This window comes from Edwardsiella hoshinae NBRC 105699 = ATCC 33379, assembly GCF_000474215.1.
In the GTDB taxonomy this organism is placed as follows: Bacteria; Pseudomonadota; Gammaproteobacteria; order Enterobacterales; family Enterobacteriaceae; genus Edwardsiella; species Edwardsiella hoshinae.
Window position 1 is genome coordinate 63697 of sequence record NZ_BAUC01000004.1, and the last position, 13680, is coordinate 77376.

A 13680-nucleotide genomic window follows, 5' to 3' on the forward strand; every position below is an offset into this window, starting at 1 on the left:
CGACCGCGACCACGGGCAGATATGGCACCGCGCTGTGATTATACGCCAAGGCGTACGACGGCACGGCGAAAAAACGCCGCGCCGCCACGCAATTAATCATAATCGCCGGCAGGGGGAGCCAATACCTCTCGGTTACCGTTATGCCCCTGCGGACTGACAATCCCCTGCGCCTCCATCTGCTCGACGATGCGCGCCGCCCGGTTGTAGCCAATGCGGAACTGGCGCTGTACCCCCGAGATCGAGGCGCGACGCTTGTCGATGACAAATGCGACGGCCTGATCAAACAGCGGATCCAGTTCGTCGTCACTGTCGAGGCCGCCGCCGGCGCCCCCTTCACCATCCTCACAGGCGGTGATGCTGTCAATGTACTGTGGACGCCCACGCGCCTTCCAGTCCTGCACCACCGCGTGCACCTCTTCGTCACGCACAAATGCGCCATGAACACGCACCGGCGCCGACGTATTGGGCGGAATATAGAGCATGTCCCCCATGCCCAACAGCGACTCCGCACCGGCTTGATCGAGGATGGTACGTGAGTCGATCTTGCTGGAGACGGTAAAGGCGATGCGAGTCGGAATATTGGCCTTAATCAGGCCGGTGATCACATCCACTGAGGGGCGCTGCGTCGCCAGCACCAAGTGGATCCCCGCCGCACGCGCTTTCTGCGCCAGACGCGCGATCAACTCTTCGACCTTCTTACCCACCGCCATCATCAGATCGGCGAACTCGTCCACCATCACCACGATGTAAGGCAGTTTCTCCAATGCTGGCGGTAACGCATCCATGCTGTCGCCCGGACGCCACAATGGGTCGGGGATCGGCCGCCCCATCTCCGCCGCCTGGCGGACTTTATCATTGTAGCCAGCCAAATTACGTACCCCGAGCGCCGACATCAGGCGATAGCGACGCTCCATCTCGCCGACGCACCAACGTAACGCATTGGCGGCGTCTTTCATGTCCGTGACCACCTCGGTCAGCAGATGTGGAATACCTTCATACACCGACAGCTCCAGCATCTTCGGGTCGATCATGATGAAGCGCACCTCATCCGGTGTCGACTTAAACAACATACTGAGGATCATCGCATTGACCCCGACCGATTTACCGGAACCGGTCGTACCGGCCACCAGCAGGTGCGGCATACGCGCCAGATCGGCGATCACCGGCTGACCGGCGATATCCTTGCCCAACACGACCGTCAACGGCGAGGGACTGTCACGGAATTGGGCACAATCAAGCACTTCACGCAGGTAGACCGTCTGGCGGTGCTTATTCGGCAGTTCTAAGCCGACATACGGCTTGCCGGGGATCACCTCCACCACGCGTACCGCCACGGCGGAGAGCGAACGCGCCAGATCGCGCGACAGGTTAGAGATGCGCGCCGCCTTCACCCCTGGTGCCAGATCCAACTCGAAACGCGTGATCACCGGCCCCGGCGAGATGCCGACCACCGAAGCCTTGACGCGATAATCGGCCAGGCGCGCCTCGACCAACTGCCCTTGCTGCTCCAGCGCGAACATATCCACGGGCTCAGCATTGGCTGGCGGTGGCGTCAACAGATCCAGCGTCGGCAATGGTGTGGTCGGCTTGTGCAATGGCCGCTCGTCACGAACCAAGAACGGATGAACCAGACCGGCCATAGCATCCGGCGGATTCGCCGCAGCCGGAGCATGGCCAGCCGCTACGGCTGGCTGAGCCGGAGCGGTATCAAACGCAGCGCTATCAAGCGAGTCACTGGGCAGCGGCGACGGCGTGAACAGTGGCGCCATCGGCGCTTCGTCCTCGGCGGCGAAAGCGAAGTCGGCCAGTGAGCTCTCCACTGCTGACGGCGCCGTCCCCGCCAAGACGTCGCGGGCAGAAAAGTTCAGTAAACCATCGTGCGTCGCTGGCGTTGTCGAAGAGGAAGCGGACGGCGTAGAAACGGCGGGACGTTGCGGCGTGGCCGCCGACGTCTCCGCTAGCGGCGTTGGCGCGCTGGCGGTCACGGATGGCGTGGCGGCATAACGCTGCTGCTGAGCGGCTAAAAACTCACGCTGCAAGCGCGCCTGCTCCAACGCATTCTCATCCTCGCCGTCGTGCAGATACGCTTGACCATAACGTGCCCGCTGCTGGCTAACAAAGGCCTCGCGCAGCGCGGCCTGCTCCAACAGGCTGGCATGCTCCTCATCCGTCTCCGGCTGATCCGTCGCTGACGGAGTAGGCTCGGAGTAAGCCGAGAAGCGGGGTAAGGATGTAGAACCACTGGTCGCCGAGCTCGCTGCCCCCTCAACCGCCGCGGCCCGAGCCGTTGCCTGGGCAAAGATAGACTGACCCGCTGAGTCAGCGGCGGCCTGCGCGGGGGCGGTCAGCGGCGTCACCTGCACCTCGGGTATCTGCTCCAGCGCCGCCTGCTCTTCTCGAGCCCGACGCTCCTGCGCCTCGCGCCGGGCCTGCTCTTCCGCCATGCGCTGCGACGGTAATTTAATCCCTAATGAGGCCAACTCCCGTCGCGTCGGGATACGTACCGGATTGGGGCGAGGCAATTCGGGGCCAATCCCCTGCTTCACCTGCGGCCCGCCATCCAGTGCGCCGATAGCTGGCGTAAAGGCGGCGCTGGCGGCCGCACCGAGAGCCAGATCTTCATGGCGGCTAGCCGCGCCGAACACCGGTAGATCCGCCGCCAGTCCTGGATTGATATAGGGTAGATCGCTCGCCGGAGTGAGGCCACTGCCCGCCATCGGCGGCTCGTGCTCTGTCGGCCAGTGGCCGAGAGGCGGCTCGATATCACGCTGCGTGGATGCGCGCACACTGACGGGACGCCCCGCCGCAGAAGCGTGAGGGCGATCTTCCGGCTGACTGAGGGAGTACATCGGTGCCAACGCCGCTTCGTTGCCACTCTCTGTATCGCTGGCACTAAAGGTATAAGGCGCCGCGCTCGTTGGCGACACGGCCTCATCGGCGGGCAACGCGGAAAACGTCGCCGGTGCCGGGGTTTCCTGCGGCGGTGATGGTACCGGCGACGCAGTCATCAATGGTGAGGCCGGGGCAAACGGCGGCGCGCACTCCCCCGGCGTTGCCGAGGTCGATAACGGTGCCGTCGTCAGCGCTGAAGACGTGACAAACGGCACAGTAGTCGCATCGGCGGCGTGGCTCAGCGCGGTATCCGCGACAACCGGCTCCGCCCCTACAGCGGCAGCGAGGCCGCTGGCGGGCAAGGCCGGATTACCCTGCGACGAATGCTCAGGCGGCGTATCGTCGACCTGATCCAACGGGCGCAGTCCCTTCGGCGCTAGCGAGTCATGCTCGGCTACCTCATCACGCGCACGCAGGTCGGCAAACAAGGGATCGTCGGCCTCGTCATCCAGTAACGGCGCAGAGTGCGCCGCCGATGGCGTCTCACTCACTGCGTCGTCGGGCACGGTCACTGCCTCGTCCTCGTCGTACTCATCGTCCAACGCCTCGTCACGACGCGAGCGGTTACTCATAAAGGTCAAAGCACCGAGCAACGTCGCCCCGATCTTCTCGGCGATGGTCAACCAGGACCAGCCGGTAAATAGCGATAGGCCAACGGCCCAGGTGCCTAACATGGCCAGCGTGGCGCCGATACTCCCCAGCAACGGCAATGCCGCGCTGCTGATCAGGCTACCTATCACCCCACCAGAGGCAAAGTAATAGAGATCATCCACATTCAACGCCGCTAGCCCACAGGATGCGACCACCAGCGCCAACATGCCGATGAGACGCACGGCGATGGCGAAATAATCGACATAGCCGTTATCGTCACGCTTGCGGTACGCGACCCAGCACAACACCAACATGATCGGCGGCAAGGCGTAAGCCAGCACGCCAAAGACAAAAAAGAGGGTATCGGCCAGCCAGGCTCCAGCACCACCACCAATATTATGGATGGGCTCATGCCAAGCGGTCTGCGACCAACTGGGATCAGCCGGGTCGAAAGTGAGCAACGACGCCATCATATAGACGGCGAATAGCGCGACTAGGATGAGTAGCGCCTCATAGACACGCCGTCCACCGCTTACATGCTTGAGAACGACATCTTTTTCTTCTGTGTATTCCTGGCTCAAGAAAGGCTCTCCAGGGTCCTGTTGTCTGCCATTGCGAACATTTTATCCGACCTGCCCGCCATAAGAACAGCGCCGAGGCGTATCCCGGCGCTGAAACTGTATACATACACAGGAGTGTACCCAAATTATGGCGGCTTTGCACCTGCCCGCGATCAGCGCGTCTTGATCACCAAGCGGTTGCTCTGCTTCACCTCTTCCATCACCACATAGGTGCGGGTGTCGTTCACGCCCGGCAGACGCAACAGCGTCTCTCCCAGCAATTTACGGTACGCGGACATGTCGGGTACACGGGTCTTCAACAGATAATCGAAGTCACCGGATACCAGATGACACTCCTGGATTTCTTCCAATTTCTGCACTGCGGTATTGAACTGCTCGAACACATCCGGCGCCCCGCGATTCAGGGTGATCTCGACGAACACCAGCAGTGAGGCGTCCAGATAATGCGGATTTAGCAGCGCGGTATACCCCTGAATAAACCCCTGTCGTTCCAGACGGCGTACACGTTCCAAGCACGGTGTCGGCGAAAGCCCGACACGTTTGGAAAGCTCGACATTGGAGATTCGACCATCCTTTTGCAGCTCATTGAGGATATTGCGGTCGATACGATCAAGGTCCTTACCGGGGCGTTTCTTATTATCTACCATCTTGTTATCTCTCTTATACTCTTCTCTGCAATCCTCTGCGGCAAGCGGTTATTGCCCAGGAATCGTCCCAAAAGAAGATGTTATGCTTGCCCGTCAATTGGCAATTTCCATTGCCTCCTCCTGCGACCGCCGGATATCTCCGGAACGCCGCGCTCAACAACTTCCCGGGATCATCCCGGTTTTTGTACTACCTGCCAGTGCCACACCCTTGGCGTAGGCCCACCGTATACGGCGCTGCGGCTTACGACGCACCCAGCATGACCGGCGTAATCGCGCTATGACTCACGCATCGGCAGAACGCCGCCCAGAAGAGACGACAATTTGCTTAGCACCACGCGTACCGGTACACCACTAAGCGTAAAGCCAGCAAACCAGGCCTAAATCCCCTCCTCCTCTCCATGTTTTCGCAAATGAACAGCCGATTGTCAAAGCAAAAGAAATAAAACCAGAGGAACCTGCCGAATAAGCCCGTAAGGCAACGTTTGCTTAGGTTAAAATCACCACCCGGTTGTAGGATGATTTTGCTACTTTTAGCCGCTAAAAAGGAAAAATTTCCGTTAAAAAGACTGGATATTGATGTAAAAACAGCGCATCTTGCTAATATTGCTCTCAGCTATTGATAGAAAATACCTATCATACAGATTGATAACAACTTTTTTGCATGCTTTTTTTAATCCACAAGTTTTCTTAAAATCAGCAGCTATACCAGGTGTACCACAGAGGAAAAGAGGATTTCATGAGCTCCGTAAAACATTGCAAGCTTCTCATTTTGGGCTCTGGCCCGGCGGGATATACCGCGGCCGTCTATGCGGCGCGCGCCAACCTCAATCCGGTACTGATCACCGGGGTCGAGAAGGGGGGGCAATTGACCACCACCACCGATCTGGAAAACTGGCCCGGCGATCCGGAAGGACTCACCGGTCCTTTGCTGATGGAGCGGATGAACCAACACGCGGCCAAATTCAACACCGAGATCGTCTTCGACCATATCCAACGCGTCGATCTGAGCCAACGCCCCTTCCGCCTATTTGGCGATAGCCAAGAGTACAGCTGTGATGCGCTGATCATCGCGACCGGTGCCTCCGCCCGCTACCTAGGGCTGCCATCGGAAGAGGCGTTTAAGGGGCGCGGCGTTTCCGCCTGTGCCACCTGTGATGGCTTTTTCTATCGTCAACAAGAGGTAGCCGTTATCGGTGGCGGCAACACCGCCGTCGAAGAGGCCCTCTATCTGGCTAATATCGCCGCCAAAGTGCATCTGATCCACCGCCGCGACACCTTCCGCGCCGAAAAGATCCTCATCGATCGCCTGATGGATAAAGTCAAGAGCGGTCACATCGTGCTGCATACCAACCGTACTCTGGATGAAGTCCTGGGCGATCAGATGGGCGTCAACGCCTTACGGCTGAAAGATACCCAAAGCGATAACTACGAAGAGCTGGCCGTGACCGGTCTGTTCGTCGCCATCGGTCATCGCCCGAACACCGCCATCTTCGAAGGACAGCTATGCCTGAAAGACGGTTATATCCAGGTCAACTCGGGTCTAAACGGTAACGCTACGCAGACCAGCATCCCGGGGGTATTCGCCGCCGGTGACGTCATGGATCACGTCTACCGTCAGGCAATCACCTCCGCCGGTACTGGCTGTATGGCCGCGCTGGATGCCGAACGTTACCTCGACGCGCTCGCCCACACCGCAGTCTAAGCGCCACACATCTGACACTGGCACCAATGGCGGCAGGTCGCCTCGGCCCAGGTCTCACCGGGACGCGAGAATTTCTCCGCCCCGGTTTCAACGGCCAATAAGGCGTTGTAATATCAAGGACGGCGCCGACTCCCGCAGGGGGCGGCGAATGCGTTCAGCCTGCCGTACGCCTGTGCTCCGGGCCTGATCCTCATTCACCTGCATCAGACTAGACATGATCGCTTAATGAACAAACAACGACAACGCGAACTCACCCTGTGGCTAAAACAGCATAGCCGCCTAGCCCGGCGCTGGCTCCGACTTTCCATGCTGCTCGGCCTGCTCGCCGGTCTACTCATCATCGCGCAATCCTGGTTATTAGCCACCTTACTGCAACAGCTGATCATCGACCACACGCCTCGTTCCGCACTGCTCAGCGACTTCGCCTTGTTAGTCGTCACCATCGTATTACGCGCCCTGTTAGGGGGGGTACGTGAGCGCGTCGGTTTCCGCTGCGGTCAGGTGGTGCGCCGCGAGATCCGTGCCCTGGTGCTCGATCGTCTGGCGTTACTGGGGCCGGCCTGGATCCAGGGGAGACCCGCCGGCCATTGGGCGACGCTGATCCTCGAACAGATCGAAGACATGCAGGATTTCTATGCCCGTTACCTGCCACAGATGGCGCTGGCGGTGACCATTCCGTTGTTGATCCTGGCCGCCGTCTTGCCCATTAATTGGGCCGCCGGACTGATCTTGTTCGCTACCGCGCCGCTGATCCCGCTGTTCATGGCGCTGGTCGGCGTGGGCGCCGCCGATGCTAATCGGCGAAACTTCTTGGCCTTGAGTCGCTTGAGCGCCAATTTCCTCGATCGCCTGCGCGGCATGGAAACCCTACGGCTATTTCACCGCGCTCAGGCCGAGACGCAGCACATCGCCCAAGCGTCGGAGGACTTCCGCAAACGCACCATGGAAGTGTTGCGCCTCGCGTTCCTCTCCTCGGCGGTGTTGGAGTTCTTCGCCTCGGTTTCGATCGCCGTGGTGGCGGTCTACTTCGGCTTCTCCTACTTAGGCGAGCTTAACTTCGGCCATTATGATCACGGCGTGACGCTGTTCGCCGGCTTCCTGGTGTTGATCCTGGCACCAGAGTTCTTCCAGCCGCTGCGCGATTTGGGCGCCTTCTACCACGCGAAAGCCCAAGCCATCGGTGCGGCAGAGGCGCTGGTTACCTTCCTTGATGACAGCGAGCAGGCGCACAGCGTGCAAACCGTGGCAACGAGCGCGCCGACAATGCCCTGCCCTCCCGCCCCCATGCCGCTGACCCTGGAGGCACACAACCTGGAAATCCTTTCGCCGCAAGGCAAGGTGTTGGCCGGGCCACTCAATTTTCGTATCGCCGCCGGTGAGCGCATCGCGCTGGTCGGCCATAGCGGCGCAGGGAAGAGTTCGTTGATCAACCTGTTGCTCGGTTTCCTCCCCTACCGTGGCGAGCTAGTGATCGACGGCCAGCCGTTAACCGCAATCTCGCTAGATGCCTGGCGTAGCCAGTTGGCTTGGGTCGGACAGAATCCGACGCTACCGCTCACTACCTTGCGCGCCAATATCCTGCTGGGCAACCCCCAGGCCGACGAGGAGCAACTACAAGCCGCCATCACCTGCGCCTATGTCGCCGAGTTCCTGGATCAACTGCCCCAGGGGCTGGATACGCCGATCGGCGAGGATGCCGCGCGTCTTTCCGTCGGCCAGGCGCAACGCGTCGCCGTCGCCCGGGCGTTGATTCGCCCTTGCCGTCTGCTATTACTCGATGAGCCGACCGCTAGCCTAGATGCCAACAGCGAGCGCCTAGTGATGCGTGCCCTTCAAGCCGCCGCACGCAACCAAACCACGCTGATGGTCACCCATCAGTTGGATGAGTTGGCGCACTTCGATCGCATTTGGGTAATGGATCAGGGAATGCTGGTGCAGCAAGGGGACTTCGCGGCCCTCTCCCAGCAGCGGGGTACTCCCTTCACCGCCCTCCTTGCCAGCCGTCGTCAGGAGATTTAATCATGCGCGTATTATTGCCCTTCCTGGCTCTTTACCGTCGTCACGGCTTCCGCATGTCGCTCGGCATGCTACTGGCGATCGTCACCCTGCTGGCCAGTATCGGTCTGTTGACCCTCTCAGGCTGGTTCCTCGCCGCCTCGGCGCTGGCGGGACTCGCCGGCTTAGTGACCTTCAACTACATGTTACCCGCCGCCGGTGTGCGCGGCGCCGCCATCATCCGCACCGCCGGACGCTACGCCGAACGACTGGTCAGTCACGACGCCACCTTTCGGGTTCTTTCGCACCTGCGCGTGTTCACTTTCAGCCGCCTGCTCCCGCTGTCACCAGGCGGCTTGGCTCACTTCCGTCAGGCCGAACTGCTCAACCGTCTGGTGGCCGATGTCGATACGCTCGATCACCTCTACCTGCGCGTACTCTCGCCGCTGATCAGCGCATTGGTGATCATCGTGGTGGTGGTGTGCGGCCTTGCCTGGCTCGATGTGCGGTTAGCGCTGACCCTGGGGGGTATCATGCTGCTGCTGTTAATCGGTATGCCGACGCTGTTCTACCACGCCGGTAAGCCGGTCGGCACCGCCTTGACGGCGCTGCGCGCCGACTACCGTACCCAATTGGTCGGCTGGCTCCGCGCCAACGCCGAATTGGCGGTCTATGGTGCCCTGGGCGGCTTCCGCGAGCAACTGGAAGAAAAGGAGCGGCAGTGGCAACAACAGCAACAACGCCAGGCGGCATTGAGCGCGTGCTCACACGGGATCATGATCCTCGCCGCCGGCTTGACCTTTACTCTGATCCTTTGGCTGGCAGCAGGCGGCATTGCCGATGATCCGACACCCGGTGCGTTGATCGCTCTGTTCGTCTTCGCCACCTTGGCCGCCTTCGAATCACTGGCACCGGTGGCTGGCGCCTTTCAACAGTTGGGCCAGGTAATGGCCTCGGCACAACGGGTAGCGCAGCTGATCGACCAAACGCCACAGATACGCTTTCCTGCGCAGGGCAAGGTGCTGGATGAGGATGCAGCGATCGCCTTAAACATCGCCGATGTCCATTTCCGTTATCCCGGCCAACCACGCACGGTGCTGAACGGCGTCACCTTGACGCTCCGCGCCGGCGAACATGTCGCCCTGCTGGGGCGTACCGGCTGCGGTAAGTCGACGCTATTACAGCTGCTGACCCGTGCCTGGGAATACGACACGGGGACGATCTGCCTCAACGATCTGCCGATCGCTAGCCTGGACGAAGGGGCCTTACGCCGCGCCTGTGCCGTGGTAAGCCAACGGGTACACATCTTCAGTGCGACCCTGCGCGACAACCTGCTGCTCGCCGATCCTGAGGCCAGCGACGCCCAATTAAGCGGAGCGCTACGGGCGGTCGGTCTGGAGCGTCTACTGGACGACCGTGCGTTGGACGCTTGGTTGGGGGATGGTGGTCGTCCCCTCTCTGGCGGCGAGCAACGCCGTCTGGGCATTGCCCGTGCCCTGCTGCACCGTGCACCGTTGTTGCTGCTGGATGAACCGACCGAAGGGTTGGATGCCGAAACCGAACGTCAGATCTTGGCGCTGTTGCGCCAACACTGTGCGCAGAAAAGCCTGCTGCTGGTCACCCACCGACTACAGGGACTGGCCCAGATGGATCGTATCTGTGTGATGGACGAGGGACGCATCGTCGAGCAAGGGCGACATGAGGCGCTGTTGCAAGCGCGTGGGCGCTATTATCAGCTCTGCCGCCAGCAGCGTTAAGTACACGCTGAGGAAGAGCAATGATGCGTATCATGCAACTGGATAAACATGTGTTGACGTTTCCCTCGCCAGAACAGGCACTACGTGAGCCGAATGGTCTATTGGCCATCGGCGGCGATCTGCAACCGGATCGCCTACGGCTCGCCTATCAACGCGGCATCTTCCCTTGGTTCTCTCCGGGACAACTGATCCTGTGGTGGTCGCCGGATCCGCGCGCGGTGTTGTCGCCCACGGCGCTACACATCAGCCACAGCTTACGCAAGGCGTTACGCCGTTCCACCTGGCGCGTCACCTTGAATCACGACTTCGCCGGTGTCATCGCCGGTTGCGCCGAGCGGCGCAGCGACGGCACCTGGATCGGCCCAGCGGTGCAACAGGCCTATTGCCAACTATATCAATTGGGCCATGCCCATTCGGTGGAAGTCTGGCAAGGGGAGCAACTGGTCGGCGGGCTCTACGGCGTCGCGCTGGGCAGCTTATTCTGCGGCGAGTCGATGTTTAGCCGGGTCAGTAATGCCTCCAAGATGGCGCTGTGGAGCTTTTGTCGCCATTTTCAGGCCATGGGAGGGCAACTCATCGACTGCCAGGTGCTGAACAGCCATACCGCCTCCTTGGGCGCCCAGGAGATCCCACGGCGTCATTATTTACAGCAACTGCTGGCCTGCCGCGAGCAACGGCTCGATGAACGCTGCTGGCAACGGCAGGCTCTCGCGCTGGGAGAGCCCTCGCCAACGCAGCCGATTACACCTTAATCGCCCAGGCAAAGCTAACTTGCCTTTACATAACCGGGGTTTTTCGGCATTATCTTGCCGGTTAAAAACTGTGGTATTCATACCTAGAGGATTCGATGGCCAAAGAAGACAATATTGAAATGCAGGGTACCGTTCTGGATACGTTGCCCAACACGATGTTCCGTGTAGAACTGGAAAACGGACACGTCGTTACCGCTCACATCTCCGGTAAAATGCGTAAAAACTACATCCGCATCCTGACGGGCGACAAAGTCACTGTAGAGCTGACCCCGTACGACCTGAGCAAAGGCCGCATTGTCTTCCGTAGCCGCTGATAGGCTTTTCCCCGTGCCGCGGGCGCGAGCATAACCCGTTAGCATGATTCAGACCGGCAGCGGCAAGACGGGTTTTCAGGTCGGCATCACCGCCGACCATAAAAAAGAGCGCCTGATGGCGCTCTTTCTTTTACCCACGACGCCGAATTATGGCATGGCATCCTCGGCTTTACGCTGCTGGGTACTGCGGAATTGATAGCTCAGGCTCCCCTCGCCGCTCGCCACGTCCACGCTGACCGCACCGCCGTTAACCAGTGAGCCGAACAACAATTCGTTCGCCAACGGTTTCTTTAGGTTCTCCTGGATCACCCGCGCCATCGGTCGCGCGCCCATCGCCCGATCGTAGCCGCGCTCCGCCAACCAATGACGCGCAGCATCGCTCACCTCCAGCGAAACGCCTTTGCTGTCCAGTTGCGCCTGCAACTCGACGATGAACTTATCCACGACCTGATGAATAATCTCGCTGGAGAGATGATTAAACCAGATGATGCCATCCAATCGGTTACGGAATTCAGGCGTAAACACCCGTTTGATCTCTTCCATCGCATCGCTGCTGTTGTCTTGCAGATTAAAACCGATGGATTTGCGCTGAGTCTCCTGCACCCCGGCGTTAGTGGTCATTACCAGGATCACATTGCGGAAATCCGCCTTGCGCCCGTTGTTGTCCGTTAGGGTCCCGTTATCCATCACCTGCAACAGCAGGTTGAATACATCCGGATGTGCCTTCTCGATCTCATCGAGCAGTAGCACGGCATGTGGACTCTTGATCACCGCATCCGTCAGTAACCCGCCCTGATCAAAACCGACATAGCCCGGTGGGGCACCGATCAACCGACTCACCGTATGGCGTTCCATATACTCGGACATATCAAAACGCAACAATGGAATATCCAGCGCCCGCGCCAACTGTACCGTCACTTCGGTCTTACCAACCCCAGTCGGCCCGGCAAACAGGAACGATCCCACCGGTCGGTGATCCTGGTTTAACCCGGCGCGGCTCATCTTGATCGCCTCAGTCAACGCGCTGATAGCCTTATCCTGACCGAAGACCAGCATCCGTAGACGCTCGCCCAGGTTCTTCAGCACATCGCGGTCGCTGGCGGAAACTGTCTTCTCCGGGATACGAGCGATACGCGCCACCACCGCCTCGATATCCGCCACATTAATGGTTTTCTTGCGCCGACTGGCCGGCATCAGACGGCTACGCGCCCCCGCCTCATCGATCACATCGATGGCCTTGTCGGGTAGATGGCGATCGTTGATATATTTGACCGACAGGTCAACCGCCGCCCGCAACGCCTTGGCGGTGTAGCGCACATCATGATGCGCCTCATACTTAGCCTTTAACCCATTGAGGATCTGCACCGTCTCATCGCTGCTCGGCTCGCTGATATCAATCTTCTGGAAGCGACGCGCCAAGGCGCGATCCTTCTCGAAAATATTGCTGAACTCTTGATAGGTGGTCGAGCCGATTACCCGAATGCGTCCACCGGAAAGCAGCGGCTTAATCAGGTTGGCGGCATCCACCTGGCCGCCGGAGGCCGCGCCCGCACCGATGATAGTATGGATCTCATCGATAAACAGAATGCTGTTGCTGTCCTGCTCCAACTGTTTCAGCAGCGCCTTAAATCGCTTCTCGAAATCGCCACGATACTTAGTGCCGGCCAGTAGCGAGCCAATATCCAACGAGTAGAGGGTACAGTCAGCCATCACCTCCGGCACTTCACCTTGTACGATACGCCAAGCCAACCCCTCGGCGATGGCGGTCTTACCGACGCCGGACTCCCCAACCAGCAACGGGTTATTCTTACGCCGACGACACAACACCTGAATGGTGCGCTCCAGCTCGCGATCGCGCCCGATCAGCGGATCGATGCCGCCGACTCGCGCCAACTGATTCAGATTCGTGGTGAAGTTCTCCATCCGCTCTTCCCCGCCGGGCGCCGCCGCCTCCCCGCTGGAAGCATCGCCGCTCCCGCCGCCCGCCTCGGGGCCGCCGTCGTTTTTATGGGTGCCATGGGAGATAAAGTTGACGATATCCAAGCGACTCACATCATGCTTGCGTAGCAGATAGGCCGCCTGGGACTCCTGCTCGCTGAAGATGGCCACCAGCACATTGGCACCGCTGACCTCATTACGTCCGGACGATTGCACGTGGAACACCGCCCGCTGCAACACGCGCTGAAAGCTCAACGTCGGCTGGGTATCACGTTCGCTGTCGCCCTGAGGCAACTGTGGCGTGGTCTGTTCGATGAAGGTCTCCAGCTCTTGGCGCAATGCGACCAAATCCACCGCGCAGGCCTCCAGCGCCTCGCGCGCCGCCGGGTTGGACAACAACGCCAGTAGCAGGTGTTCGACAGTCATAAACTCATGTCGATGCTCGCGCGCTCTGGCGAACGCCATGTTGAGACTGAGTTCCAGTTCTTGGTTGAGCATGGGCATCTCCCTT

The 13680-nt window shown here is 59.9% G+C and carries 8 protein-coding genes; 5 read left to right on the top strand and 3 right to left on the bottom strand.

Annotation, left to right across the window (positions count from 1 at the left end):
- Nucleotides 1-92 precede the first annotated feature (92 nt).
- Both EHO01S_RS01905 and lrp read right to left on the bottom strand, forming a co-directional pair.
- Nucleotides 93-4064, bottom strand: coding sequence for a DNA translocase FtsK (locus EHO01S_RS01905; protein ID WP_024522364.1), 3972 nt, complete (start codon nucleotides 4062-4064; stop codon nucleotides 93-95).
- Between the two features lie 152 nt (nucleotides 4065-4216).
- Nucleotides 4217-4711, bottom strand: coding sequence for a leucine-responsive transcriptional regulator Lrp (gene lrp, locus EHO01S_RS01910; RefSeq protein WP_005287608.1), 495 nt, complete (start codon nucleotides 4709-4711; stop codon nucleotides 4217-4219).
- 736 nt (nucleotides 4712-5447) lie between these two features.
- Between lrp and trxB the strand changes: the two genes are divergently transcribed.
- The 5 genes from trxB (at nucleotide 5448) to infA (ending at nucleotide 11231) form a co-directional block, all read left to right on the top strand.
- Complete coding sequence (gene trxB, locus EHO01S_RS01915; RefSeq protein ID WP_024522365.1) at nucleotides 5448-6413, top strand: thioredoxin-disulfide reductase; 966 nt, start codon at nucleotides 5448-5450, stop codon at nucleotides 6411-6413.
- 225 nt (nucleotides 6414-6638) lie between these two features.
- Nucleotides 6639-8432 carry a heme ABC transporter permease/ATP-binding protein CydD gene (cydD, locus tag EHO01S_RS01920; protein WP_024522366.1) on the top strand — a complete coding sequence of 598 codons (1794 nt, stop codon included), beginning with the start codon at nucleotides 6639-6641 and terminating at the stop codon, nucleotides 8430-8432.
- Between the two features lie 2 nt (nucleotides 8433-8434).
- Entirely contained in the window at nucleotides 8435-10165 is a 1731-nt protein-coding gene (gene cydC, locus EHO01S_RS01925; protein ID WP_024522367.1) for a heme ABC transporter ATP-binding protein/permease CydC, read from the top strand.
- A 23-nt stretch (nucleotides 10166-10188) separates the two neighbouring features.
- Nucleotides 10189-10917, top strand: coding sequence for a leucyl/phenylalanyl-tRNA--protein transferase (gene aat, locus EHO01S_RS01930; protein WP_024522368.1), 729 nt, complete (start codon nucleotides 10189-10191; stop codon nucleotides 10915-10917).
- Between the two features lie 95 nt (nucleotides 10918-11012).
- A complete protein-coding gene (gene infA, locus EHO01S_RS01935) occupies nucleotides 11013-11231 on the top strand; it encodes a translation initiation factor IF-1 (RefSeq protein ID WP_002211347.1) in 219 nt (72 codons plus the stop codon).
- A gap of 147 nt (nucleotides 11232-11378) precedes the next feature.
- Here the strand turns inward: infA and clpA are convergent, their stop codons facing one another.
- On the bottom strand, nucleotides 11379-13667 hold the full coding sequence (gene clpA, locus EHO01S_RS01940; protein WP_024522369.1) for an ATP-dependent Clp protease ATP-binding subunit ClpA: 2289 nt from the start codon (nucleotides 13665-13667) through the stop codon (nucleotides 11379-11381).
- Between the last annotated feature and the right edge of the window lie 13 nt (nucleotides 13668-13680).

What these genes read in the sequence shown, in the direction of transcription:
- lrp (WP_005287608.1), bottom strand. Translation starts at nt 4,711, where the DNA reads ATGGTAGATAATAAGAAACGCCCCGGTAAGGACCTTGATCGTATCGAC.
- cydD (WP_024522366.1), top strand. Translation starts at nt 6,639, where the DNA reads ATGAACAAACAACGACAACGCGAACTCACCCTGTGGCTAAAACAGCAT.
- clpA (WP_024522369.1), bottom strand. Translation starts at nt 13,667, where the DNA reads ATGCTCAACCAAGAACTGGAACTCAGTCTCAACATGGCGTTCGCCAGA.
- trxB (WP_024522365.1), top strand. Translation starts at nt 5,448, where the DNA reads ATGAGCTCCGTAAAACATTGCAAGCTTCTCATTTTGGGCTCTGGCCCG.
- cydC (WP_024522367.1), top strand. Translation starts at nt 8,435, where the DNA reads ATGCGCGTATTATTGCCCTTCCTGGCTCTTTACCGTCGTCACGGCTTC.
- aat (WP_024522368.1), top strand. Translation starts at nt 10,189, where the DNA reads ATGCGTATCATGCAACTGGATAAACATGTGTTGACGTTTCCCTCGCCA.
- infA (WP_002211347.1), top strand. Translation starts at nt 11,013, where the DNA reads ATGGCCAAAGAAGACAATATTGAAATGCAGGGTACCGTTCTGGATACG.